The 24356-nt window shown below is 28.5% G+C and carries 25 protein-coding genes, 1 tRNA gene and 1 other RNA gene; 10 read left to right on the forward strand and 17 right to left on the reverse strand.

Translation table 11 applies throughout. The annotated features are described in order from the left end of the window. Positions 1–19 precede the first annotated feature (19 nt). Positions 20–2467: a chromosome segregation SMC family protein gene (locus tag HNQ06_RS03455; protein WP_184107559.1), complete on the reverse strand. Its 2448-nt coding sequence runs from the start codon at positions 2465–2467 to the stop codon at positions 20–22. 91 nt (positions 2468–2558) lie between these two features. Between HNQ06_RS03455 and HNQ06_RS03460 the strand changes: the two genes are divergently transcribed. Continuing rightward, positions 2559–3104, forward strand: coding sequence for a ribonuclease HII (locus HNQ06_RS03460; RefSeq protein WP_184107560.1), 546 nt, complete (start codon positions 2559–2561; stop codon positions 3102–3104). 20 nt (positions 3105–3124) lie between these two features. Here HNQ06_RS03460 and bpuR read toward each other — a convergent pair whose 3' ends face one another. Then, positions 3125–3493: a transcriptional regulator BpuR gene (gene bpuR, locus HNQ06_RS03465; RefSeq protein ID WP_184107561.1), complete on the reverse strand. Its 369-nt coding sequence runs from the start codon at positions 3491–3493 to the stop codon at positions 3125–3127. A 150-nt stretch (positions 3494–3643) separates the two neighbouring features. On the opposite strand from bpuR, the gene HNQ06_RS03470 reads away from it, so the two are divergent. Next, positions 3644–3715, forward strand: a tRNA-Gly gene (locus HNQ06_RS03470). 86 nt (positions 3716–3801) lie between these two features. On the opposite strand, the gene ssrA is transcribed toward HNQ06_RS03470, so the two are convergent. Beyond that, positions 3802–4163, reverse strand: a transfer-messenger RNA (tmRNA) gene (gene ssrA, locus HNQ06_RS03475). A 119-nt stretch (positions 4164–4282) separates the two neighbouring features. On the opposite strand from ssrA, the gene HNQ06_RS03480 reads away from it, so the two are divergent. Together HNQ06_RS03480 and HNQ06_RS03485 are read left to right on the forward strand one after the other, a co-directional pair. Further along, positions 4283–4957, forward strand: a complete 675-nt coding sequence (locus HNQ06_RS03480; protein ID WP_184107562.1) for a queuosine precursor transporter — start codon at positions 4283–4285, stop codon at positions 4955–4957. A gap of 76 nt (positions 4958–5033) precedes the next feature. Further along, positions 5034–5723 (forward strand): queuosine precursor transporter, encoded by a 690-nt coding sequence (locus tag HNQ06_RS03485; RefSeq protein ID WP_184107702.1) that lies wholly within the window; start codon positions 5034–5036, stop codon positions 5721–5723. Here the strand turns inward: HNQ06_RS03485 and HNQ06_RS03490 are convergent. Then, positions 5720–6376: a TrmH family RNA methyltransferase gene (locus HNQ06_RS03490; RefSeq protein WP_184107563.1), complete on the reverse strand. Its 657-nt coding sequence runs from the start codon at positions 6374–6376 to the stop codon at positions 5720–5722. The two genes, HNQ06_RS03485 and HNQ06_RS03490, sit on opposite strands and share 4 nt — an antisense overlap. A gap of 81 nt (positions 6377–6457) precedes the next feature. On the opposite strand from HNQ06_RS03490, the gene ung reads away from it, so the two are divergent. Next, positions 6458–7129 carry a uracil-DNA glycosylase gene (ung, locus tag HNQ06_RS03495; protein WP_184107564.1) on the forward strand — a complete coding sequence of 224 codons (672 nt, stop codon included), beginning with the start codon at positions 6458–6460 and terminating at the stop codon, positions 7127–7129. A gap of 97 nt (positions 7130–7226) precedes the next feature. On the opposite strand, the gene secG is transcribed toward ung, so the two are convergent. From secG to trxA, 8 genes are all read right to left on the reverse strand, one after another. Continuing rightward, complete coding sequence (gene secG, locus HNQ06_RS03500; RefSeq protein ID WP_184107565.1) at positions 7227–7589, reverse strand: preprotein translocase subunit SecG; 363 nt, start codon at positions 7587–7589, stop codon at positions 7227–7229. Between the two features lie 15 nt (positions 7590–7604). Next, the gene (tpiA, locus tag HNQ06_RS03505; protein ID WP_184107566.1) at positions 7605–8366 is read right to left on the reverse strand and encodes a triose-phosphate isomerase; all 762 of its coding nucleotides are present in this window, start codon (positions 8364–8366) and stop codon (positions 7605–7607) included. A gap of 1 nt (position 8367) precedes the next feature. Then, entirely contained in the window at positions 8368–9549 is a 1182-nt protein-coding gene (locus tag HNQ06_RS03510) for a phosphoglycerate kinase (RefSeq protein ID WP_184107567.1), read from the reverse strand. A 19-nt stretch (positions 9550–9568) separates the two neighbouring features. Continuing rightward, positions 9569–10576 carry a type I glyceraldehyde-3-phosphate dehydrogenase gene (gene gap, locus HNQ06_RS03515; RefSeq protein ID WP_184107568.1) on the reverse strand — a complete coding sequence of 336 codons (1008 nt, stop codon included), beginning with the start codon at positions 10574–10576 and terminating at the stop codon, positions 9569–9571. A gap of 73 nt (positions 10577–10649) precedes the next feature. Continuing rightward, a complete protein-coding gene (locus tag HNQ06_RS03520; RefSeq protein WP_184107569.1) occupies positions 10650–12620 on the reverse strand; it encodes a tetratricopeptide repeat protein in 1971 nt (656 codons plus the stop codon). After that, complete coding sequence (locus tag HNQ06_RS03525; RefSeq protein WP_184107570.1) at positions 12617–13396, reverse strand: hemolysin family protein; 780 nt, start codon at positions 13394–13396, stop codon at positions 12617–12619. The genes HNQ06_RS03520 and HNQ06_RS03525 overlap by 4 nt, the downstream gene beginning before the upstream one ends. Then, positions 13397–13864 carry an rRNA maturation RNase YbeY gene (gene ybeY, locus HNQ06_RS03530; RefSeq protein ID WP_184107571.1) on the reverse strand — a complete coding sequence of 156 codons (468 nt, stop codon included), beginning with the start codon at positions 13862–13864 and terminating at the stop codon, positions 13397–13399. Positions 13865–13947: 83 nt separating this feature from the next. Further along, positions 13948–14301: a thioredoxin gene (gene trxA / locus HNQ06_RS03535; protein WP_184107572.1), complete on the reverse strand. Its 354-nt coding sequence runs from the start codon at positions 14299–14301 to the stop codon at positions 13948–13950. Positions 14302–14374: 73 nt separating this feature from the next. Between trxA and HNQ06_RS03540 the strand changes: the two genes are divergently transcribed. Then, positions 14375–15091 carry a 16S rRNA (uracil(1498)-N(3))-methyltransferase gene (locus HNQ06_RS03540; protein WP_184107573.1) on the forward strand — a complete coding sequence of 239 codons (717 nt, stop codon included), beginning with the start codon at positions 14375–14377 and terminating at the stop codon, positions 15089–15091. A 51-nt stretch (positions 15092–15142) separates the two neighbouring features. Here the strand turns inward: HNQ06_RS03540 and HNQ06_RS03545 are convergent, their stop codons facing one another. The 5 genes from HNQ06_RS03545 to HNQ06_RS03565 all read right to left on the reverse strand — a co-directional run bounded on the left by HNQ06_RS03545 (position 15143) and on the right by HNQ06_RS03565 (position 20145). Continuing rightward, positions 15143–16150: a PASTA domain-containing protein gene (locus HNQ06_RS03545; RefSeq protein ID WP_184107574.1), complete on the reverse strand. Its 1008-nt coding sequence runs from the start codon at positions 16148–16150 to the stop codon at positions 15143–15145. A 63-nt stretch (positions 16151–16213) separates the two neighbouring features. Next, a complete protein-coding gene (gene fmt, locus HNQ06_RS03550) occupies positions 16214–17152 on the reverse strand; it encodes a methionyl-tRNA formyltransferase (protein ID WP_184107575.1) in 939 nt (312 codons plus the stop codon). Beyond that, on the reverse strand, positions 17149–17646 hold the full coding sequence (gene def, locus HNQ06_RS03555; RefSeq protein ID WP_184107576.1) for a peptide deformylase: 498 nt from the start codon (positions 17644–17646) through the stop codon (positions 17149–17151). The genes fmt and def overlap by 4 nt, the downstream gene beginning before the upstream one ends. A gap of 34 nt (positions 17647–17680) precedes the next feature. Then, positions 17681–18370, reverse strand: coding sequence for a thioredoxin domain-containing protein (locus HNQ06_RS03560; RefSeq protein ID WP_184107577.1), 690 nt, complete (start codon positions 18368–18370; stop codon positions 17681–17683). Beyond that, positions 18367–20145, reverse strand: coding sequence for an aminopeptidase P family protein (locus tag HNQ06_RS03565; RefSeq protein ID WP_184107578.1), 1779 nt, complete (start codon positions 20143–20145; stop codon positions 18367–18369). Before HNQ06_RS03565 ends, HNQ06_RS03560 begins: the two co-directional genes overlap by 4 nt. A gap of 115 nt (positions 20146–20260) precedes the next feature. Between HNQ06_RS03565 and HNQ06_RS03570 the strand changes: the two genes are divergently transcribed. Genes HNQ06_RS03570 through HNQ06_RS03585 form a run of 4 tightly spaced genes read left to right on the forward strand, consistent with a single transcriptional unit; the run spans position 20261 to position 24354 of the window. Beyond that, positions 20261–21151, forward strand: a complete 891-nt coding sequence (locus HNQ06_RS03570) for an HAD family hydrolase (protein ID WP_184107579.1) — start codon at positions 20261–20263, stop codon at positions 21149–21151. Further along, entirely contained in the window at positions 21152–22390 is a 1239-nt protein-coding gene (locus HNQ06_RS03575) for an aminopeptidase (protein WP_184107580.1), read from the forward strand. It begins immediately after the preceding gene. A gap of 14 nt (positions 22391–22404) precedes the next feature. Then, positions 22405–22866: a divergent PAP2 family protein gene (locus HNQ06_RS03580; RefSeq protein ID WP_184107581.1), complete on the forward strand. Its 462-nt coding sequence runs from the start codon at positions 22405–22407 to the stop codon at positions 22864–22866. Between the two features lie 15 nt (positions 22867–22881). After that, positions 22882–24354, forward strand: a complete 1473-nt coding sequence (locus HNQ06_RS03585; RefSeq protein ID WP_184107582.1) for a hypothetical protein — start codon at positions 22882–22884, stop codon at positions 24352–24354. The last annotated feature ends 2 nt before the right edge of the window (positions 24355–24356 follow it).

The raw sequence follows: 24356 nt of genomic DNA on the forward strand, positions 1-24356 counted from the left end.
TTCCTTAAATCTAACTTAATTATATATTAAACACTCTGCTTTCACCATTATCAAGTGTAATACCTATCAAATTTTCACCACCCTCAGAAACATATGCATTATGGGTTATTACTAAGAGTTGAATTTTTTTCCCCAATTCTTTTAAAAGTAAAGAAAGTTTTTTGCTATTCTCAAAATCAAGAGCCGCATCTATTTCATCAAGCATGCAAAAACAAGCAGGAGAATAATAATAAAGTGCAAATAAAAAAGCCATACTAACCAAAGTACTCTCGCCTCCTGAAAGCATATTATTGTTTTTAACAAACTTGTTTGAAAAATTTATTCTAATCTCAACATTATCAGTATTTTCATTATAAAAAAGACTGGCGGTTCCTTTAAAAATTTTTTTAAAAAAGTAAGAGAAATTTTTATTAATCTCATCAAATGATTCTCTAAATTTTTTATAAATCTCATTTTTTATTTTTTTTTGAAGCTTTTGTAATGAATATTTTGAAAGCTTTAAATCTTCTACTTGTAAACTTACTTTTTCAAAACGATCCTTAGTTTCATCAAATTCTTTATCAATATTAAAAAATACATAATCCCCCAGATTTATTGCATCTATCTCTTTGCGTAACAACTCTCTGGTTGCAAGATCTTCTTCCAATTCAAATTTATCAGACATTTCATTAGAAACATTGAAATTTTCTATTTCGCTCTTAATGCTTACATTAGAATTTAAAAGAAATTCGTATTCTGTCTGTTTTTTTATATATTCATAATAATTAGTTTTTTTAAAATCATTTAAAAAAACTAAAGAACTAAAATCTTTCTCCTTAAAAGGCTCACTACTAAATTTTGAAGCACCAATAAGATTACTTAAATTAAGCTGAATATCGCTCTTTTCTAAATTTAGATTTTCAAGCTTTAAATACAAATCTTTAAGCTCTTCATCAAGGCTATTCTTAGATTCAAATAAAAATTCTAAATTACCATCTATAAGTTTAATTTCGTCTAAATTTTTAAATTTAGAAAGCTCTATATACTCAAGCTCACCTAATACATCATTTAATTGAAGAGTCTTTTCTTCGATTAATCTCTCGATATTTGTTATCTCTTTAGCAAGATTTGATTTTAAAGCATTTTTTTCAAGCAAAAATTTTTTCAAATTAACATTTTGATCGAAAATAGGCTCAATTTTATCCCTCAATAAAGCCAAAAGATTCTCATCTTTACTTATATACTTGATTAAATTTACTCTAATCTCTTTAATATATTTTATACTCAATGATTCTTCAAAAAGTTTAAGAGAGTCTAATATATTCTCTTTTAATAAAACAAACTCTTCCGATTTGGCACTCTTTAATACAGATAAAATTAGATCAACAAGTTCAAAAAAACTTTTAGTATACCTATTAATCTCGTCACTTAAAGAAAAAAACTCATTTTTCTTTTCTTTAAGCAAACTATTTAATTGATATAAATTGTTATTTATAGAATTTTTTTTCTCTTCAGACTCAGATTTGCTCTTGGCAAACTTATCTTCCAAATTCATCTTTAACATCTTTTCTTGCTCTAATTTTTGAATTTTAATCTCTAGCCCAAGAATTTTAGACTTCATAAGCTCAAGATCTTTTTCTAATTCTTGAATATTATTAATGACATTTTTTTCCCTAAATGAATAAAATTCTAACTTTTCCTTAAAACTAGAAGACAAAAATTTACTCAAACCGTCTAAATTTAATTCGCTCTTCAAGACATTAAGATCAAAATTAATATTGAAAAGCTTTTTTAACGTTATTGTTTTTTCTAAAGCTTCTAATTTTTGACTTAAATCTTGATGTTTTTTTCTCAAAAGGTAAACATTTTTTATGTTATCGTACTTTTGCCTTAAATTTTCTTGCAAGGACAACAAAGATGATAAATTTTGATTAGATTGCTTAAAATTTTTCAAAGCCTCTTCTTCCTCAATTTTTAAAACATCTATTCCGCTTGCCTGTTCAATTAAAGATTTGAGATTTACACTTCTTTCCAAAGAAATGTCTTCAACCCTACCTTGATTTATAAACATATAAGGCGATTTTTTAAACTTAAAACTGTTCAAAAGTCTATTATAATCTTGAAAATTTAAAATTTTATTATTAAAATAATACTCACTTGAACCGTCCTTATAAAGACGCCTGCGAATATAAAAATCCCCTTCAAATTCCTTTAAGGTCGATTTTTCAGAGTTAATGTTACTAAAAAAAAGAGTTACTTCTGCAAAATTTGATTTTCCTAATTTTGAAACAGAAATTAAATCAGAAACATCTTCAACCCTTAAAAATTTTAAATTATCTTCTCCCATACAAAAACGTACAGCATCAATAAGATTGCTCTTACCACACCCATTAGGACCTACAATAAAACTTAAATTTTCACCTATTTCAAACTCTTGTCTATTTAAAAAAGATTTAAACCCCAAAAGCGCTATTTTTTTTAAAACCAAACTAACTCCCAATTAAAATTAAAAACCAATTACTGATAAATCTACAATTTCATATTATAATAAATAAAAATATTTTAAAAAAAGGTCAATTATGATTTGTGGAATAGATGAAGTTGGAAGGGGTTGTATTTTTGGACCTATTCTAAGTGCTGCTGTAGTTTTCAAAAAAAAACCTAGCTTTATAAAAGAATTAGACGATTCTAAAAAGCTAAAAAAAGAAAAAAGGGAGTACCTATCATCATTAATACTTGAAAACTCATATTATGCATTTGCTGAAATTTCAAATATAATAATAGAAAAAATAAATATTCACAACGCATCCCTTCTTGCAATGCAAACTGCATACGAAAACCTAAAATTAAATTGCAGTTTAGTGCTTGTAGATGGCAAATTTGTCCCCAAAATAACAGCAAAAAATGTTAAAGCAATAATTAAAGGAGATTCAATAATAGACGAAATAAAAGCTGCTTCAATTATTGCTAAAGTTAAAAGAGACAAATTAATGGATGAATACGATAAAATTTATCCATTATATTTACTCAGAAAAAATAAAGGATACCCCACAAAAGAACATAAAAATGCAATAAAGAAATATGGGGTTTTAAGCCTTCACAGAAAAAATTTTAAACTAATTTAAAAAAATAAAAATAAAAAAATTTAATAATCCTTCTTTTTAAATCGCCCACCTGATAAATGAGATTTCTTATCAAATCTAGAATCATCTAATTTAGATCTCTCTCCATATTCACCATACCCTTTATTATACCTGGCAGAAGAACTACCAGATCCCGAAGATACTTTCTGTTTAATAACTGCTATTGCCTTAAGCAAATTGGATTCAAATTCATTTATATTCTCTTCATATACAAAAATAGAATGTCTTTCAAAATCTCCACTCGGACTTCTTTTGCTTTCTACAATATTTAAAAAATAATCTCCTTTTCTATTTTCCTTGACATTAAAAAAATAAGTTCTCTCAGACTCTGTAAATAGCTTCTCAGAGTATACTTCCCCTCTCTCTCCCATCAATTTCCTCCACACAAGTTTTTGTACTTGACTACATTTAAGTTAAATTAATTGTACTTATTTAAAAAAAAAATTGCTAGCCAAAAATAACATTACAATAAATCTTATTGACATAAATTGATTTTTTTTATATAAGTAAATTATTGTATTGCGTCCTTCGTATAATGGCTATTACCTTAGCCTTCCAAGCTAATGATGTCGGTTCGATTCCGATAGGACGCTTAAATTAATGGCAGCACACTTTCTAAGCTTGACAATGCTTATTAAAGAATAAGAATTATATCTAAAAGATAAATAAAAAATGAAATTAATGGAGATGGCGGGAATTGAACCCGCGTCCTAAAAACAATACTATAAGCTTCTACAAGCTTATCTAGCATTTTATTAAGCAATATGGTTTGGAAATGCTAGCAAACCGCCAAATTGCTCTCAAGTATAAAAGTCCCTAAAAATCAACTTGAAAACATTTTTAAGCAAGCTTTGATGTCAAAAAGAGTATAAGTGAACCTCAAAGCAAAATTCAACAAAACCCTCTGCTAACTTAAGCAGCCATTACAAGATTTGAGCTTGTAAAGTTATTATTTTTTGCATTTATTTTAGAAGTTTTAAGAGATTCCCTCTGCCTGCAACTTACAATATTAGCATTTTTAGTCAAATCCAAAACATCCCCTTAAGTAAAGGGTATTATAGCATAATTTTAAGAAAACAAAAATGCTTACCACCTTCATTTGCAAAAACTAAGCTAAAATTTTATAATAGTAAATCCGATTATAGGTAAAAGGGAATTTTATGTTTAATGAAATTTTATGGTTTGCTATGCTAATTACTACTTATTCATTTTTGATTATTGTATCCCTTTTTTTTAAAAAAAACGGATTATTTGCATGGGTTGCAGTAGCAATTATTATAGCAAACATTCAAGTTTTAAAACAAATTACAATATTTGGAATTAATGCTACATTGGGCAACATTATTTATGCATCATCATACATTGCAACAGACATTCTCTCAGAATTTTATGGGAAAAAAACTTCAAAAGAAGCCGTTTATATTGGATTTATTAGCTTTATTGTCTTTGCGGTATTAACAAATGCACAAATTCACTTTATGTCAAATAGAACTCAAGAAAATTTTAAAAGTTTAGAAAACATTTTCTCTTCAATACCAGCTTTACTATTAGCCTCTCTTATTGCATACTTAGTATCCCAGTTAAACGATGTTTATCTATATCAGTTTATTAAAAAAAAATTTCCTAAATTTTTATTTTTCAGAACAAATGGATCAACATTAATAAGTGGCTTAATAGATACAACAATTTTTGTAAGCATAGCAACATATTTTAAAGTATTTCCAAAACAAGCCTTCCTAGATATAGTAATTTCCACATACCTAATTAAAGGTTTAGCAGGAATTTTGGGAACACCTTTTATATATTTTGCAAAATATATAAAACTTCAAAAATGAAAAAGTTGATTTGCGCAAATAAAAAACTTTATCTAAGATAATTAATCTGGTACAATTAAATGCTATGAATAAAGATATGTTTGATTTAAGCTTGTGGATAGGAATGTTCCTATTTATATATATAACATTGGGAATTCTTTACCGATTTTTTGGAAAATCTGGGCTTTTTTGTTTCAATGCAATTATTTCAACAATGTCAAATATTATAATATTAAGAAATTTAAAAGCATTTGGAATGTCCTTAAATTTATCAGGCATTACTTTTTTATCGGCATCATTCTCTTTAAACCTAATGGTAGAAAAATACAGCAAAAAAGAAGCGACAAATTCCGTGATATTGAGCCTTTTGTTAAACATAACTTTTACAATTATGATTAATTTTATGATACTATTCAATCATAATAAATTAGACACCGCAGATATTCATTTTAAAATATTGTTTAATAACTTTACATACATTTTAACAATATTAATTGGAACTTATGTGTTTTTTCTATCCCAATATATAAACATCTTACTATATAATTATTTTAAGCAAATAAAAATAAAATCTTTATGGGTCATTCATCCTCTATCAAGACTAATTTCTGGATATCTGGCTAATTTGCTAGTTTCAATATCTATAAATACAATACTTAAATTCTACCCTGAAACAAAAAATATCGAACTTACAAAAGGATCTCTTATTATTACATTAATAATAATTGCAATCGATACCATTTTTTACCTATTTATAAATTCTTGGAAAAAAATTAAAGAAGCTTAAGAATTAATAAGATTTTCAATAAATTGATAATTTTTAACAACTTGTCTATAATATTTTAATCTCAAATTTGACTTCTCAACTTCATTTAACAAATAATCAATGCCACTTTTTCTTAAGCGAATCAATAAAGAGTACATAACTATCGAAACAGCTACAGAAATATTATAACTTTGAGTAAATCCATACATAGGTATTTTTACGTATAAATCGGCAACTTCCAAGACTTCTACACTAAGCCCTGTTAACTCTGTACCAAAAAATATCGCCATTTTATTGTTAATTGGAAAATTTTCAAGATTTATTGATTTTTCATTCAAAGATGTGGCTACTATTTTATATCCATCAGACCTTAACCTATCAATTGCAAGCTTAGAATTTTTATATTTATTTAAATTTATCCATTGTGAAGATCCCAAAGTAATATCTGGATTTAAAGTATACTTATTCTTTTTTTCAATAACATGAACATCACTAAGTCCTAAAATTTCGCCTGTTCTAATAGTAGCACTTGCATTTTGAGACTGGAAAATGTCCTCAAGCACAAATGTTAAATAATTGGTGCGAAAACTTAATACTTTCTCAATCCTAGCTTTTTTTTCATCTGTAATAAATTTAGACAAAACACCTATTCTTTTTAAGACATCATCATCCATAATAAAAATTAAATTTCAAAAATAACAAATTCATCCTTTAATATATTTCAAATTACAAACTATTTCTTATATAATACAAAAATGAAAGTAAAAATTGAAGAATCTTGGAAAGAAGTTTTAAACAATGAATTTAATAAAGAGTACTTTAAAGAGCTTGTGAGATTTATAAAACATGAATATAAAACAAAAAATGGAAAAATATTTCCTCCTCCAAAACTTATATTCAATGCTTTTAATTCTTTACCATTTAAAGACATAAAAGTGGTAATAATTGGACAAGATCCATACCACGGGAAAAACCAGGCAAATGGACTTGCTTTTTCCGTAGATTCAAAAATCAAAATTCCACCGTCTTTACAAAACATATTTAAAGAAATAGAAAAAAGCTTAAAAATAAAAACCATCCCAAACGGAGATTTAAAAAGATGGGCAATTCAAGGTGTATTTCTAATAAATACAATCCTAACAGTCGAAGAAGGTAAACCTTCTTCTCACAAAGCTATTGGTTGGGAAATTTTTACAGATGAAGTAATAAAAATAATCTCTAAAAATTTGAAAAACATTGTATTTATGCTTTGGGGCAATTTAGCAAGAAGTAAAAAAGGGCTAATTGACCCAACAAAGCATCTAATTCTTGAAACAAGTCATCCATCTCCATATTCAGCAAACAATGGATTTTTAGGATCAAATCATTTTAGCAGTGCTTTAGATTATTTAAAAAAACACAATAAAAATATAATAAACTTTCAATAAAATTAATAAATTTAATAATGGTTATGATTTAAAATTTCTTTATGTAAAAACTCTGAGTAAATACTACTCAGAGCATACACAACATTATCCAATTAAATTATTTTTCTTTCAAATTGTTTTCTTTAATTTCATTAATATTAGTATCTGATTCATTATTCTCATCATCCCAGAAAGTTGAACTATTCTTGTTTTCAGTCTTTATATCATTTAAAAAGCTATCATCTGCTCTTCTAGTATTTAGAAAAGATAAAAAGACTACAAAGATAAAAAAGAGTGCTATAAAAAATCCAGTAATTTTTACAGCAACACTTGAAGACTTTGCCCCAAAAATAGAAGAACTGCCGCCCCCAAAAACACCGCCTATTCCATCGCCCTGCTCATCTTGAATTAAAACCAAAAGGATAATAAAAATCGAAACAATAACAAAAATTATAAAAATAAGAAATCTAACTAAATCCAAAACAAACCTCTTTAACTAAAGAACACTATTAATTATAGATAAAAAAGATTCGGCCTTTAAAGATGCTCCACCTATTAGCGCACCATCAATATTAGGTTCATTTATAAGCTCTTTTACATTGCTTGAATTAACAGAGCCTCCATACTGAATTATAATATTATCTGAAGCTGACTTTGAATAAAGCTTCATAATCTCAAGCCTAATTGCCTTATGAACCTCTTCTGCTTCCTCTTTAGTTGCGGTTTTACCCGTTCCAATTGCCCAAACAGGCTCATAAGCTAAAATTATCCTTTGAATATCTGATTCGGAAACACAATTTAACCCCTTTTTAACCTGATTTAAAACAACGTCTAAAGTTTTTCCAGAATCTCTCTCATCAAGAGTTTCTCCAACACAAAGAATTAAGTATTTAAAAGGATGCTTAAGTCCTGAAAGAATCTTTTTATTTATTATTTCATCTGTTTCTGCTAAATACAATCTACATTCAGAATGACCAAGTATAACATATTCTACTCCAAATTCTAAAAGCATTGAAGGTGAAATTTCACTTGTCCTTGCTCCACTTTCCATATAAGACATATTTTGAGCACCAAGGAGAACATTACTGCCCTTAATACATTCTGAAACCTTGGATAAAGCCGTAAATGGAGGAGTTATCATTATTACAACATCATCTTTTAAAGCCTTAACTTCAGTTGCAATTTCTTTTGCAACAATAGAAGCTTCTGCACTTGTATAATGCATTTTCCAATTTCCCGCTAAAAATGTTTTTCTCATTTTAATTCTCCAAAACCTTAATACCCGGCAAAATTTTCCCTTCAAGATATTCAAGTGATGCACCACCACCTGTTGAAACATGAGTAATCTTATCAGATAAATTAAATTTATTAACAGCTGCAACAGAATCTCCACCACCAACAACCGTTAAACCTGAACAAGATGCTACCATTTCGGCAACCTCAGCGGTTCCTTTTGAAAATAAATCAAATTCAAATACACCAAGAGGGCCATTCCAAATTATAGTTTTGGCGGTTTTTACAACCTTTTCAATTTCTTTTAAAGTATTAGCTCCAATATCCATGCCAATCTTGTTTTCAGGAATATTAAAGGAATCAATATACTCAGGAGTTGCATTTTTATTAAAATCATCAGCCACAATATGATCAAGTGGTAAAATTACTTTAACACCCAACTCTTTTGCTTTTTTTAAAAAAGAAGATGCTATATCAATATATTCGTTCTCCAAAAGAGATTTACCTATAGAATATCCTTCGGAATACAAAAAAGTATAAGCCATTCCACCACCAATCACAACTACATTTGACTTTGACAAAAGTGATTCTAGTACCGCAATCTTTGAAGAAACCTTAGAGCCACCAATAATTGAAACAAATGGCCTTTCAGGATTTTTCAATACTCCACCAAGAAATTTATCTTCTTTTTCCATTAAAAATCCACCAACAGATGGCAAATAATCAGCAACCCCTACAGTTGAAGCATGGGCTCTATGAGCTGCGCCAAAGGCATCATTTACAAAAACATCTCCATTCTCAGAAAGTTTTTTTGCAAAATTTTTATCGTTTTTCTCTTCTTCTAAATAAAACCTTACATTTTCCAGTAATACAACATCGCCATCCTTCATTTGCAAGGTACTATTTACAATTTCACTTCCAATACAATCAGAAAGCATCTTGACATCTTGGCCCAAAAGCTCTGACAATCTATTCGCAACGGGTTTAAGAGAATATTTAAGATTTTTCTTTCCCTCTGGTCTACCCAAATGACTTATAAGTACAATCCTAGCTCCTCTTTCTTTTAGATACTCTATTGTAGACAATGCAGCCTTAATTCTAGTATCATCGCTAATGCTCCCCTCTTTTAGGGGAACATTAAAATCACATCTTACTAAAGCTCGCTTACCTGCAAAGCTACTAAAGTCTTTTACTGTTTTTATTGACATTTTATTACCTTAAGACTACTTATTTTACCAATTTTTGAGCAAGATCAACCACTCTTGTAGAATATCCAAACTCATTGTCATACCATGACAACACTTTTGCAAATCCATTTTCAAGAACCATTGTCTCAAGGCCATCAACAATAGAAGAATGAGAATTCCCCTTTATATCTGAAGACACAATTGGATCTTCCGTGTACCCCAAAATACCTTTAAGCTCGGGTGTTTCTGATGCTTTCTTGAGGACAGAATTAATCTCTTCTTTTGTAACATCTTTTTTCTTGAGTTGAACTGTAAGATCAACAATTGAACCTGTTGGCACAGGCACCCTCATTGAAGTCCCATTCAACTTACCCTTAAGTTCAGGCAAAACAAGTCCAACTGCTTTTGCAGCACCGGTTGAAGTTGGAATAATAGAAAGTGCAGCAGCTCTTGCTCGTCTAAGATCAGAATGCGGAAGATCCAAAATTCTTTGATCATTAGTATAAGCATGAACGGTTGTCATAAGTCCTTGTTCAATTCCAAATGATTCATGAAGCACTTTCGCAAGAGGAGCCAAGCAATTGGTTGTACATGAAGCATTTGACACAGCCTTTAAATCAGAATTAATATCGTGATCATTTACACCAAGAACTATTGTTTTAATCTCATCTTTAGCAGGAACTGTTAAAATAACTTTCTTAGCCCCAGCATGATTCACATGATCAAGATATCCCCCTTTATCACTAGTTGCTGATGAAAAAACACCTGTTGCCTCAATTGCAACATCAATTCCAAGCTTTGCCCAAGGAAGATTTTTTGGGTCTCTCTCAGCAATAATTTTTATTTCTCTTCCATCCACAACAATAGCACCATCTCTTGACTCAACTTTTTTATTATATACTCCAAAAGTCGAATCATATTTCAAAAGATGTGCAAGAGTTTTAGGATCTGTTAAATCATTTATTGCCACAATATCAATTCCTCTTTCAAAAGCAATCTTAAAAACATTTCTACCAATACGACCAAAGCCATTAATAGCCAATTTCATATAAAATCCTCCAATTTTTTTGATTTTATTCCTACTAGAATTATTAAATCACAAATTAACAACAAGTGTCAAACTATCTTTTTATAAGCACAGTGGCTCCTTCTTGAATATAATCCTTTAAAAAGGTAGAAGATTTTATAATACCTCTAGAAATATAATCACTTATATCCTCAATCAAAATCTCTCCCAAAATATCTGATTTTTTATAAACAATAAAACCAGAATCTCTAGTATCACTATTTAAAGCACCTTCTTTAAGAATCAAAAAAACATCGCCTTTTACAACACCGTTTACTTGGCCAAGATTAATAAGAGCATCGTCACTTTTAATCTGAAGAATCTTTCCTTTTTTAGGCAAATAATCATGAAAATCTTTTGAAAGAGAATTTAAAGCATTGCTTAAATAATTAACACCCCCCACATCATAAGAGAAAGAACCAACCTTAATCCCTGTTTTACCTGAAAAAATATTCACTACCAAAGTAGCTGTATTCTTCAAAATATCTGCCTTAAAATCAAAAATTAAAAATAAATCCAAATTATTATTTCTTGAATAAGAAAATCCTTCAGAAAAATTATTAATTAGATAGTCTCTATTTTTATTGTAATCAAAATTATAGTTAACTATTTCCATATTTAAATTACGCTCAAGAACCCTTTCAGCGTATCTTAATATCAAATCATTTGCCCCAAAAAACTTATTCTCACTTTGAGTAAAAATAGCCATTTTATAAACCACTCTGTCATCGTAAAGCTTATTAAAATCAGAAATGCTTTTATATCCGTACTTATAAAATAAAGACTTTCTAACATCAAAAGACACAACATCATAAAAATCTAAAATTCTAGAATCAGTAGAATTTCTTTGTTTTGCTAAATAAAAAAGCTGCTCATAGGCCATAATATCTAAATTCATAAGCTTATATATTTTTGAAAGCAAAAACCTAGCACTATCATTATCAGGCCAAATATCAACAGCATTTTTTGCATTAAATAATGCTTTGTTTAAATTTAAAGATTTAAAAGCTTTAAGCCCCTCATTTTCATAATGCTTAGAAATTCTAGAATTGGAATTATTTTTCAAAAAATTTCTAAAATTAGATGCAAAAAAACTCTCCTCAAGAGCAATATTATAAAATTCTAAATCTTTTTTAAGATTTTTAGCTCGCTCCAAATTTAAAATAGCCTTTTCAATATCCCCAAATTTTAAGTAAGAATATCCCAATAAATAATAAAGTTCATCAGAATCTTTATTAACTAAAATAGCTTTCTGCAATGCCTCTATTGCATCTTCATATTTAAATTCATGCAAATAAACAAGCGCAAGCAATCGATATGCATCAACAACTCCAAAATCTTTGTAAGAACTTTCAATTAAAGCCAAATAATTTAAAGCATACTTTTCAGCAAGCCCTAAATTATTAATACTAATATAAAATTCAGCTACTCTTTTATGAAAATCTGGAAAAGATAAAAAATTTACCCTGACTTTATTTATCAAATGCCTAATTTTATCATGCATTCCTAGCCTTTGATAAATATCCATAAGATGTTCAAAAGCACTATAATTATTTTGACTATAATCAAGAATAGATAAATAATAATTAGCTGCGGCTATAAATAATCCATTTTTTTCAAAAATTGAAGCAAGTCCAACCAAAGCATCAATATTATTCCTTTGTTTAACCAAAACCTCAGAATAGATTTTTTTTGCTTGATCAATTTTATCATTTTTTAACAATATATTTGCATAAAGAATTTTATACTCAGTATCCTCGTTAGACATTTTAGAAGCTTTTTCTATGAAAAATTGTGCTTGAGTATATATCTTAAGAGAATAATAAATTGATGCAATAAATTTATAAGCTTCATAATAATTGGGATTAATTTTTATAGCCTCAACAAGCTCATCAATAGCATCATAATACCTTTTAGACAAATAATACTCACGAGCCTTTTGATAATGTCCTAATGCTGTAGTATCACTTCCCAATAGAACACTAAAATTAAAAAGGAATAACATTAAAAACCAATTAAAATTCATAAACCTTCCTTCTCGGAAATCTTTATAACCTTAATATTTCTTTGATGCATATTTTTAATCGAAAAAACCAAATTATTATATTCCACCTTTTCATTTTTCAAAGGAATCCTCCCAAAAAGATCATAAACGAAACCACCAAGAGTATCAAAATCTCCATTTGGCAAATTTAAATTAAGTTTCTCATTTAAATCCTCTATCAAAATTCTTGCATCACAAAGATAAGATCCATCATCAAGGCGAACTATCTCATCAAGTTCATTGTCAAATTCATCTTGAATGTCACCTACTATCTCTTCAAGGATATCTTCAAGAGTTACAAGACCTGAAACCCCGCCATACTCATCAACCACAATTGCAATATGAACATGATTTTCTTGAAATTCTTTTAAAAGAGAGTCTGTCTTTTTGCTTTCGGGAACAAACATAACCTTTCTCATAATATCTTTTAAGTCTATTTCGTAGAAATCTTTTTTACACATATGCAATAGTATGTCTCTTGTATGAATTATCCCAACAATATTGTCAATGGTACCATGATACACAGGAAATCTTGAATGACTGCTAGATGTTACAACCTTTAAAAGCTCATCCTTGCTCTTAGCATAATCAACAAATATAACTCCTATCCTAGGAATCATAATCTCTTTTACAATAGTCTCTTTAAGCGCATTGAAATTTTTTATCAAAGAAGTTCCAATATTCGACTTATCTTCAAGATCATTTTCTGGGCTTCCTTTTTTCTTCTTTTTGTTTTTAAAATTAAAAAATCCCAACATCTAAAATACCCTTTTATTTTCTCTTAAGATACTTTCTTGAAGAATCAACATACCTTCCTTTTGAAAATCATTAGTTTCATGTTTATATCCCATTAAATGCAAAATCCCATGAATAGTGACACGTTGAAGTTCTTCATAAATTTCAACATTAAACTCTTGAGCACTAAATTTTAAATATTCAAAAGATATTACAAGATCTCCTTGTATTTTATAATTTATGCCATCAACCAAATCTTCGTTAAGCTCATTATGTTCATTATAATTAAAAGAGAGAACATCGGTTGGCTCGTTCTTGTTTCTAAATTTATTATTCAATTTTTGTATATAAACATTATCACAAAGAATAACTGAAAGTTCAAAATCACTAATAGAAAGGGTATTCAAAACAGATACAATAAAATCATAAAAAACACCAAGATGTTCAAATTTAATATTTTCTACCAATAAATTCAAATCAGATTTGGACAAATTAAATATACCCTAGAATAATTCATATATAACTTACAAATATGATTAATTGCTATAGCAATTAAATTATTTTATTTTGCAAATTAAAAACCAAAAAAATCCTTAATTATGCTTTCAAAAGCATCTTCTTGTAAAAAGCCAACAGAAACCTTTGGCTTGCCATCAACAGGAATAAAAAGAACAGTTGGAAGACTCTGTACTCCAAGCGCAGAAGAAATATCTTGTTCTTTGTCTGTATCTACTTTGTAAAAATCAATGCTATTCTCGTACTTTTTAGAAAGTTTTTCAAAAATAGGAGAAAGCATTTTACATGGACCACACCAATTAGCATAAAAATCAATTATTGCGGGCCTATCGCCTCTAAAACTCCACTCTTTATTATTTTTATAATCAAAAACCTTAACAACAAAATCTTCTTCGGTTAAAGAAATAGCCATATATTTTACATGCCCCCCTATCGACTTAAAATTATATCACAAATACAATATTAATAATAAGGAATTATAAGAAATGAATCTAATGTTAATAACTTTTAATGAATTTAAAACAGGAATTTCACTCAATGACACTAGGGCAGAACATCTTGTTAAAATCTTAAAATTAAAAGATAATGACAAATTTAAATTTGGAATTCTTGGAGAAAAAAACATTTACCATTGCATTTACAAAAAAGATAAAAAACTATTTTTCAAGAAAATTTTTAAAATAGCTGAATCTAATAAACTTAAAAAATTATATGTACTAATTGGAATGATAAGACCAATTGTTGCTAAAAGAATCATAAAAGAACTTGCTAGCATTGGAATATACAAAATAATTTTTTTTAACACTGAGCTTACTGAAAAATCATATTTAAATTCTAAAATCTTTAAAAACAATGATTGCGAAAAACATTTAATAGCCGGAGCAATGCAAGGAGGAGTAACCTACTTACCAGAAATAAAAATTATGAAAAATTTGAAAGACAGTCTTAAATATATTAAACAAAAAAATTTTGAAATAAAAATATTGCTTGAAAAAAATAGTGGAAAAAATTTAATTGATATAGAACAAATAAATAATGCTGCCATTATTGTGGGGCCTGAGAGAGGATTTACAGAAAAAGAAAAACAATTAATATCTCAATATAATTTTTCCTCTTACAATATATCCTCAAACACCCTAAGAACAGAAACAGCCATAATTGCTGCATCTATTATCACAGCATCAAAACTAATTAATATGTGATTTTATGTTAGAAATTCTTTTAGCATTTGAAGTCAATCCGTTTAAGCAAGATTAATTTATAACTGTTTGATTGATCAGCTTATCATAAATATAAAGCTCAATTATAGAGTCTTTGTGAACCTCATAGGGCAATTTAATCAACCCTCCTTTTGACTTAAAGGAATAAATCAGAGAATTTTTATCATCCAAGCCTTTTAGCCTAACAGATACATCAACATAAGATGGATGTTGCCTTAATTTATAAGTCAAAATTCCAAAAACAATTTTATCGTCAACCTTGGGCTTTGCAATAGTAATTAAAATTTTATCTGATTCATTTATTTTAGTTCCAGGTGGAATAGACTGAGAAATAATATTTCCAAAATCACCGGTATTTGCCAAATCAATGTCAAAATTAATACTATCACTTAAAAGAGAAGCAATTGCATCTTTATAATAAATTCCAATATAATTTTTAACATGCTTATCCAAATGATCTTTACCTTTACTAATTAAAAATTGAAGATCCGTTAAACTTGATATTTGACTACCCGGTGATGGATTTTGACGAATTATTATACCTTTTGGCAATTCACTCTCAACCTCAAGAGGTTTAACAATATGGTAAAGTAATTTAGAATTATCAAAAGAATTGGCCTTTAAATTGATAATAACATCGTCAATGTTTTTGCCAATAAAACTATCAACTCTGTTTATTATGGCCCCTTTGCTAATGAAAATTATAACCTTATTGCCATGTCTTAAAACAGTTCCTGGTTTTGGACCCTGCTCTATTACCTTTCCTTTATCAAGAGCGCTTGAAGAAAATTTAAATTCAATGTGAGGAATCAGCTCTTTTCTCTGCAATTCAATAACAGCATCCTCAATAGTAAGAGAATAAAGATTTGGAACAACTGCAATCTCGTTATTTTCTAAAACCATAAAGAAAATTGCAAAAGAAACAATTAAAGATCCAAAAATAACTAAAAGCAATGCCTTAATTGTGGTTTTGGGCAAAATCAACATTTCATTATTACAATTTTTGTTACTCTGCGTCAGATCTAATTTATTTTTAAACAATTCCTCTTCATTAGAAAATTTATTTTCTAAATTGTCTTTATTATTAAAGCTAATATATCCCTCCTATTCTATTGAAGAAAACACTTGCCCTATTAGCTGCCTACTACCATTATAAAAAGACTTAAAATCCAAAACCTTTCTTCCAGGTCTTTGAACTTCTAAAAGCAAAAGCATCCCTTTCCCGGTATTAACAAATAATCCTTTTTCAGGATTAAAATCAACAATTTCTCCCACTTTTCTCTCCTTATATAAATCTATCTCCAAAAAGTCAGCGCGATGAAAAATAATGTCGCTATAATTAAGCCTAGCTCTTACAAGTGGCCAAGGATTGCACGCATTAATTTTGTTTTTAATCTCAAATGCACTTAAATTAAAATCTATAAACCCAGATTCTTTTTTTAAAAAAGAACAAAAAGTAGCTTCGCTTGATTTTTGAGGAATTCCCAAAAAACCTTTGCTAATTTTTTCCAAAGCTTCTAAAACAAGGCTTGGACTAAGACTTGATACAAGCTTTGAAATATCATAACTTGTATCATAAGATCTTATTTCAAATTTTTTTTGAACCAAAATATTACCACTATCCATTTCTAAAGCCATACTCTGAATAGTAACACCGCTAACACAATCGCCATTTAAAATTGCAGATTGAATCGGGGAAACACCCCTATATTTGGGTAAAAGAGAAGGATGAACATTAATACACCCCTTTGGGAAAAGATCTAAAAATTCTTTTTTAAAAATCTTGCCATAAGAAAAAACTAACATTAAATCTGGATTTAAATCCCTAACTAAATTTAATGTATTATCATCAAGAATCAAGGGGTCAAGAACTTTAATATTCCTAGCAATAGCCTCTGCCTTTATTACATTTTGACTTAACTTTTGTCCTCTACCCTTAGGTTTATCAGGCAAAGTCAAAACTCCCACCACCTCATAATGCTTTAAAATCTCCTTGAAAACTTCTAAAGCAATAGAAGAAGAGCTTACAAAAAATATTTTCATTTTGCCTTAAGCCCTCTTTCTCTCATATAAGGCTTTAACAATTTATTTTTTAACTTTTCTTCGTAATAATCAATAAAAAGAACTCCATTTAAATGGTCCATTTCATGCTGAATAATTCTTGCCAAAAAATCAGAATTTTCTATAGTAAAAGATTTTCCATTCTCGTCATGAAAATTTACCACAACAGCCTTAGGCCTCATTAAATCATAATAAACTCCTGGTATACTTAAACACCCTTCTTTGTAAGAACTAAGCTCATAAGAAGTCTCTATGATTGAAGGATTGATAAAAACCAAAGGCTTTGCCATTTTATTCTCTCTAACTACAAAAAGCGCCAAATCAAGGCCTACCTGGGGAGCAGCAAGTCCAACTCCACCGCTAATATCCATCAATTCTATCATCTTTTTAGCATAATCTCTAATCTTATTGTCAATATTATCGATTTGTTTTGTCTTAACACGAAGCAAATCATTAGGATAAAATACCATTTCCATAAAAACTTATCTCCCTTTCAAACAAAAAAGACACTTATTTTATTTTTCCAAAAAGCTTCCATTCCTCATTTCCCAATAACGAAAAATAAATATTACCAATCCTAGACTTAGGAATAGCATAAAGCTTGTTTTCACTAATATCTTTAAAAACTAAAAATTCTTTAAGATCTGTATCAAAAAGAACAAGCTTTTTGTCTTTCCCATTGAACTTTAATCGCCAATCACCTTTTAATGTTTTATAAAAAAAGGTTCTCTCATCAACAGTATTAATTTCATAATCTTTTTGCTTTTTTAAAACACTTGTTGATTTTATGGCTCCCATAACATAGCTTAAAAAATCCTTATCAAATTGAACACTACTCAAAACAGCTCCTACATAAGCTGCCTTTATTTGCTCATTCTTAGAATCTACAAAAAAAATAGTTGGACTTTTTTGTAGATTAACTTTATTAAAAATTTCATTATCCTTGTCAATAACTAAAAAAACACTTTTTCTAGACACCTTGTGAATAATTTCATCATTTGCAAAAGAGTTTAAAAAATCTTTTATTAAATTTTCTTTAATATCTCTGCCAACCAAAATTAAAACATTTTTATCTAACTTTTGAGCTTTTTTAAGTGCAATCTCATAAGAACTCTCAAAAATAATATCTTCCGGTGGCAAAGAAAACAAATTTGAAAATCCTTGATTTAAAATCATTAAAAATGCAATTATAAATCTCATATTTCACTTGTTAGCTTTGCTAAAAATTCCAACTCTTCTTCATTATCAAAACGCTCTTTTAAGGTTAAAAACACATATTCATGATAATCATTGATATAATTTAACTCATCTTCTGAGAGCATTTCTTTTACTATTAATTCTTTTTCAAAAGGAACAAGAGTTAAATTCTCAAACTCTAAAAAAGCTCCAAAGTCATTTGTAAAAGCTTGCCTTACAAAAACTAAATTCTCAATTCTTATTCCATGACTAAATGTTCGATAAAGACCGGGCTCAATTGAAACCACCTCAGATCCTTTAAAAAGATAGCTAGAATTAGGACTAATCGAAACTGGAAGTTCATGAACATTGAGAAAAAAACCAACGCCATGCCCAGTGCCATGAATAAAATTCAACTCATTTTTTAAAAGCGGCAATCTGCAAATTCCATCAAGAAAAGCTCCAGAAGATCCATATGGAAACTTTAAAGAAGAAAGGTTAATGAAAGCCTTAAGAACCAAAGTATAGTCTCGCTTTTCTTCATCAGAAGCATCGCCTATTAAAAAAACTCTTGTAACGTCTGTCGTACCAAGTCCAAAATATGAACCTCCAGAATCAATCAAAAGAAGGCCATTGGCATTTATTTTTTTACCTCTTTTAGGCTTATAATGCGGAAGAGCTCCATTTTCTTTAAAACCAACTATTGAGTCAAAGCTAGAACTAAAAAAATCTTTATTCAATTTTCTAAAATGCAAAAGCATATCAGCAATGTCTATTTCATCTAATTCAGCCAATTCAACCTTGCTAAGGCTTTTAATTTTACGTAAAAATTTAATCAATGCAATAGCATCAATAACATGTGCTTCTTTCATCTTAAGAAGTTCATAATCGGTTTTTATTGCCTTAAGATTACTTATAATGCTATCTCCCAAAATTATATTATCCTCACCAAGAACTTTTAAAACCCTAACATTGGCATAAAATGAAACAAAAAATTTACCTTTATGCTTTATCTTGTCCAAAAAACAGTAAAAATTACTGTAAGGCTCTATTTCAAAATTTTCCATTTCAAGTGTTTCTTTAACGCTTGAATCAAGTTTTTTTATATCAACAAAAAGAACGTTTTTTCGATCCTTATTCCTAGATATTAAAAGAAACGAATAAAACAATGCTGATTCTTTAACATCTGACCCTCTTAAATTCAATATCCAAGCAATCTCATCAAGAGCAGTAATAACATAAAAATCTGACAAATTCTTTTCTAAGATTAAATAAATAGATTTAATCTTTTCAGCTCTTTTATTATTCTTCTCAGCATCAGCCAATTCAAATATATGACTAAACTCAAGCTGGGGTCTAGATTTCCAAATTAAATCAATTAGATCCTGATTTAAAGCCTTGATATATGTATTTTTACATTTTTCAGACAACTCCTTATAAAACTTTATACTAATCTCATCTGAATAAATTCCAAGCTTTGAATCTTCAAGATTCAAATTTATATACGTAAAAATATCAGGAGATCCTTTTACTCCAAGCTTTATTAATACAACTTCGGTTCCCTTAAGTTCTTGCTCGGCCTGTAAAAAATACCTGCCATCCGTAAAAAGAACAGCTTTTGATAATGTTACAATTACCGTACCAAAGCTACCAGAAAAACCTGTAATAAACTTACGAGTGCTATACCTTTCATGAGAATATTCGCTAAAATGAGGATCATAACCTGCTACCAAATAAGCATCAATTCCATTATCCCTCATGTGATCTCTAAGTAAAGCCAATCTTTTATTAATATCCAAAAAAATCCCCTTTATACACAACCCTGCTAATACTAGTATACCAAATAATTATCAATTTAAAAAAAATTTTTTATTTGATATAATTTAGCTTGAAATTAACTCCAAAGGATAAAACATGAAAAATATTAAAGCGGTTGCCTCTGATCTTGATGGCACTCTTTTACTATCAAAAAGCTATATTGGAGCCTTTACAGAACTTGTAATTAAAAAATTAACAAAAGAAAAAAAGAAATTCATAATAGCAACAGGAAGAAGTAAAAATGAAATCATTCAAATTACAAGAAAAACAGATCAACTGCAAGTTTCATTTTTCATTACATTAAACGGAGCAAAAGTTTACAATCAAGAATGGAAATTAATAAAAAGTCACAATTTATCTGCCGAAGTGGTAAAGAAGATTTTAAATTTAAGAAACGAGAAATTCAGTCACATACCTCATTTTTTACATAAAGCAGATCAAAACGACGACCAATTAAATATTGACATCAAGACTAAAATTGCAATTGATCAATGCAAGAAATTGCAAAAAGAATCCAATATCTTCAGACATGAAATAGTCAGCCCAATCAATAAAATTCAAGAAATTAAAGACTTTAGTGAACTTGAAAACTTTGAAAATGTTGCAAAAATAATACTAGCTGGCAGAGAAGAAAGCCTAATAGAATATGAAGCAATGATTTTAGAAAAATATAAAGGAGAAATAAATGCATACCTTTCTACTCCAAATTCACTAGAAATCGTAGATCATAAAGTTTCTAAAGGCAATGCATTAAAAGAAGTTCTTAAAACTATAAATATTGATTTAAGCGAAACCATAGCTTTTGGAGATGGATTTAATGATACCGATATGCTAGAAAATGTAAAAAAGGGATTACTAATGGGAAATGCAAATTATAGATTAAAAGCAATGCTTCCTTACTTAGAAATAATAGGAACAAATGATGAAGAAGCTGTTGCACACTACATTAATGAGAATGTCTTAGAAGAGCCTATTCGGGAGGAATAAATGGAGAAAGATTTAATAAAATATGCAGAGCTTATAATTTTAAAGGGAATTAATTTACAAAAAAATCAATGTGTTTTAATTCAAGGTTCAATCGACAATTATAATTTTTTGAAAATATTAGCAAAAAAAGCTTATGAACATGGAGCTAAATATGTCAAGCTAAATATTAAAGACATCGATATTTTAAAATCAAGATTAAAATTTTCACAAGAAGAAAATTTGGAATTTATTCCAAATGCCGAAAAGAGCTTTTTAGAAGAAATGGTTCAAGATAAATGGGCAAGAATAAACGTCGATGATACAGAAAACTTTGAAGACTTAAAAGAAAACATTGGTCAAAAAATGTCAATTTATCAAAAAGCCTTAAATCTGGCAAGCAAAACCTTATCCCAAGCAATAATGAGCAACGAAATAGCTTGGTGCGTTGTTTGTGCGCCAGGTCCAAAATGGGCTTCCAAAGTTTTAAATAAAAAAGAAGGAAATCAAACTTTAGAAGAATTTTTCAAAATACAAAAGAAAATATTATTGCTCGACAGTGAAAATCCAATAGAAAGTTGGGAATCCCATGGAGAAAAACTTCACAAAAGATGCAAAACATTAAATGAACTTAACCTAGAAAAGGTAATTTTTAAAAATGAAAAAACAAACTTGGAAGTATATCTGCTTGAAACTTCCCTATGGACAGGTGGAAGCGAAAAAGTAAAAGGAACAGAAATAGAATTCAATGCCAATATGCCAACAGAAGAGGTTTTTACAACTCCAAACTATAAAAAAACAAAAGGCATTGTGTACGCCACCCGCCCTGTCATGGTTCTTGAAACACTAATATCTGGAATATGGTTAAAATTTGAAAATGGAAAAGTTGTTGACTTTGGCTGCGATGATGAGAAGCAAAAAGAAATATTAAAATCACATATTGAAACCGACATTCAAGCAAAATATATAGGAGAAGTAGCATTAGTTGACAGCAGCTCCCCTATTTATCAAAGCAATCTTATTTTTTACAGCACATTATATGATGAGAATGCAAGTTGCCACATAGCACTAGGAGCTGCATATCCATCTTGTTTAAGCAATGAAGAAGATTTAAAGACCGATGCCGATAAACTAACTTATGGATGCAATGTTTCATTAATACATACAGATTTAATGATTGGAAGCGATGACTTAAATGTCACTGGCGTAGACAAAAATGGAAAAGAGTACACAATAATAAAAGCTGGTAAATTCGCAATATAAAAGGAGGCTTAATAATGATAAGGGCATTGCTTACTAATGATCTTTTTTTATCTTGTCTTGTATCAGGAATTTCTGCTCAAGTAATTAAATATGGTATCCAAACCGCAAAAACAAGAAATTTAAAACTAACTCCAGCACATCTTTTAAAAAAAATTTTCCTAGAAACGGGAGGCATGCCAAGTAGTCACTCATCAACAGTCACTGCTCTTTCAACCTCAATTGCACTAACTGAAGGAATAGATACAAATTTTATAATAGCTCTTGCATTTGCCCTTATTACAATAAGAGATTCTTTCGGCGTAAGATATATGTCTGGAGTTCAAGCAGAATATTTGAATGCATTATCAGAAAAATTAAAAAAAGAAATAAAAATTGACACAACAAAAATAAAAGTAGTCAAGGGACACAAAAAGAAAGAGGTTCTAACGGGCATAATAATAGGAATAGTCTCTGCATATATTGTGTGCTATTTTTAGCATAGGAAAAAATAAATGGTGCGTTTTTTAGGGTTTTTATATTTAATTACAACAATGCCACTTATCAATTCCTGCGACTTAGCTCAATTTGGAGACTACAAACCTTTATACTTTGAAAATGAAAATGATCTAAAAGCTGCCAATGAATATATAAATTCATTAGGATACAAAACAATCTCAGAATACACAACAAAAATTGACATTTTAGACTTTCCCGAAAATAAAAAAATCACAATAAATGAAATAAACCAACTTAACAATCTTGACCTGAGAAAAAGCATATTTTTAAAAAAGCTCCCCAATCTTTTCAACATAGAGCATAAAAAACTTCTTTATGTTGAAAGCAGGTTCAAAACTATAAATTTTAAAAAACTAAAAAAAGAACTCAATATTAATGCCGACATACATTCTCTTGACTACAAAGCAAAAATTAATTTTATTTCAAGCATAATATTTCTAATCATAATAATTTTATTAATTTTTTTAGACTCAACAAACTCTATATTTACTTTAATTTTTCTATTAATTTCATCTCTTACTTTTATGATAAGTAAAGAAATAATGTATTTTTATCCATTTACAGTTCTCTCTTATTTGCTATTTTCAATAATCAGCAATTTTAACAAAAATTACAATAAAATATATTTAAAAGAAATAAATTTTTTAACACTAATGGCAAAAATAAAACATTTATTATTTTTATTTATATTCACAACTCTATATTTCATTACAATCACAACCCTTTTTACTACAAATATTGATCCCACTTTTATTGCATTTGTTGCAATACCAACTCTTTGTATTTTCTTAATTTTCAGCTGGATCAAAACAGAAAGCAATTTTAAAGATACTTTCTTATTCCCAATCGAGATTAAAGAGAAAAAAATAGAAGGAAAAAAAGCTTTAAAATCAAAAATAGCAATACATCTACTGCTATTTACACTTTCATTAATTCCTTTTACTTATTCAAGCTATATGCTAAATTCTTATGAAAACATTAACTACCTTTACAGTAAAAAATTAAATTATTTTGATTATTTAAATCCTAACAATATTTATATAATGCTAGGATATAACAAAGACATGCCCAATATTATAGGGTACATATCTCACATTCTTTATCAAAACGAACTAAGATACAATATTGCCGCTAAATATGGGAAAATTCCTAAAGATATAAAAGAAAATTATTTTGAAATTAAAAAAGACAAGATAGAAATTAATCCTAAAACTGTTTACGAAGTAGACAAATCATTTATTGATGAAATTCTTAAAAAAGATCTTCCAAGACTGTTTTTAAAAAATAAAAATCCAATCCTAATATATAAAGAAAACAAGAACAATATCAACATAGATAAAAAAAATTACAAAATGCTTTTCTTTTTCTCTTTGCCCTTCTTTGTATTACTATTCCTATTTAAAGCAATAAGATTTACAATTCTTTTAAACATAAATGAAAAAACCTACAAAAAATATATTCAAGGATAAAT

Origin of the sequence: Borreliella lanei, assembly GCF_014205895.1 — a bacterium.
Classification (GTDB): domain Bacteria; phylum Spirochaetota; class Spirochaetia; order Borreliales; family Borreliaceae; genus Borreliella; species Borreliella lanei.

Excerpts from the sequence above, each read along its gene's own strand:
- HNQ06_RS03460 (WP_184107560.1), top strand. The coding sequence starts at position 2,559 with ATGATTTGTGGAATAGATGAAGTTGGAAGGGGTTGTATTTTTGGACCT.
- bpuR (WP_184107561.1), bottom strand. The coding sequence starts at position 3,493 with ATGGGAGAGAGAGGGGAAGTATACTCTGAGAAGCTATTTACAGAGTCT.
- HNQ06_RS03480 (WP_184107562.1), top strand. The coding sequence starts at position 4,283 with ATGTTTAATGAAATTTTATGGTTTGCTATGCTAATTACTACTTATTCA.
- HNQ06_RS03485 (WP_184107702.1), top strand. The coding sequence starts at position 5,034 with ATGTTTGATTTAAGCTTGTGGATAGGAATGTTCCTATTTATATATATA.
- HNQ06_RS03490 (WP_184107563.1), bottom strand. The coding sequence starts at position 6,376 with ATGGATGATGATGTCTTAAAAAGAATAGGTGTTTTGTCTAAATTTATT.
- ung (WP_184107564.1), top strand. The coding sequence starts at position 6,458 with ATGAAAGTAAAAATTGAAGAATCTTGGAAAGAAGTTTTAAACAATGAA.
- tpiA (WP_184107566.1), bottom strand. The coding sequence starts at position 8,366 with ATGAGAAAAACATTTTTAGCGGGAAATTGGAAAATGCATTATACAAGT.
- HNQ06_RS03510 (WP_184107567.1), bottom strand. The coding sequence starts at position 9,549 with ATGTCAATAAAAACAGTAAAAGACTTTAGTAGCTTTGCAGGTAAGCGA.
- gap (WP_184107568.1), bottom strand. The coding sequence starts at position 10,576 with ATGAAATTGGCTATTAATGGCTTTGGTCGTATTGGTAGAAATGTTTTT.
- HNQ06_RS03520 (WP_184107569.1), bottom strand. The coding sequence starts at position 12,620 with ATGAATTTTAATTGGTTTTTAATGTTATTCCTTTTTAATTTTAGTGTT.
- HNQ06_RS03525 (WP_184107570.1), bottom strand. The coding sequence starts at position 13,396 with ATGTTGGGATTTTTTAATTTTAAAAACAAAAAGAAGAAAAAAGGAAGC.
- trxA (WP_184107572.1), bottom strand. The coding sequence starts at position 14,301 with ATGGCTATTTCTTTAACCGAAGAAGATTTTGTTGTTAAGGTTTTTGAT.
- HNQ06_RS03540 (WP_184107573.1), top strand. The coding sequence starts at position 14,375 with ATGAATCTAATGTTAATAACTTTTAATGAATTTAAAACAGGAATTTCA.
- fmt (WP_184107575.1), bottom strand. The coding sequence starts at position 17,152 with ATGAAAATATTTTTTGTAAGCTCTTCTTCTATTGCTTTAGAAGTTTTC.
- def (WP_184107576.1), bottom strand. The coding sequence starts at position 17,646 with ATGGAAATGGTATTTTATCCTAATGATTTGCTTCGTGTTAAGACAAAA.
- HNQ06_RS03560 (WP_184107577.1), bottom strand. The coding sequence starts at position 18,370 with ATGAGATTTATAATTGCATTTTTAATGATTTTAAATCAAGGATTTTCA.
- HNQ06_RS03570 (WP_184107579.1), top strand. The coding sequence starts at position 20,261 with ATGAAAAATATTAAAGCGGTTGCCTCTGATCTTGATGGCACTCTTTTA.
- HNQ06_RS03575 (WP_184107580.1), top strand. The coding sequence starts at position 21,152 with ATGGAGAAAGATTTAATAAAATATGCAGAGCTTATAATTTTAAAGGGA.
- HNQ06_RS03580 (WP_184107581.1), top strand. The coding sequence starts at position 22,405 with ATGATAAGGGCATTGCTTACTAATGATCTTTTTTTATCTTGTCTTGTA.
- HNQ06_RS03585 (WP_184107582.1), top strand. The coding sequence starts at position 22,882 with ATGGTGCGTTTTTTAGGGTTTTTATATTTAATTACAACAATGCCACTT.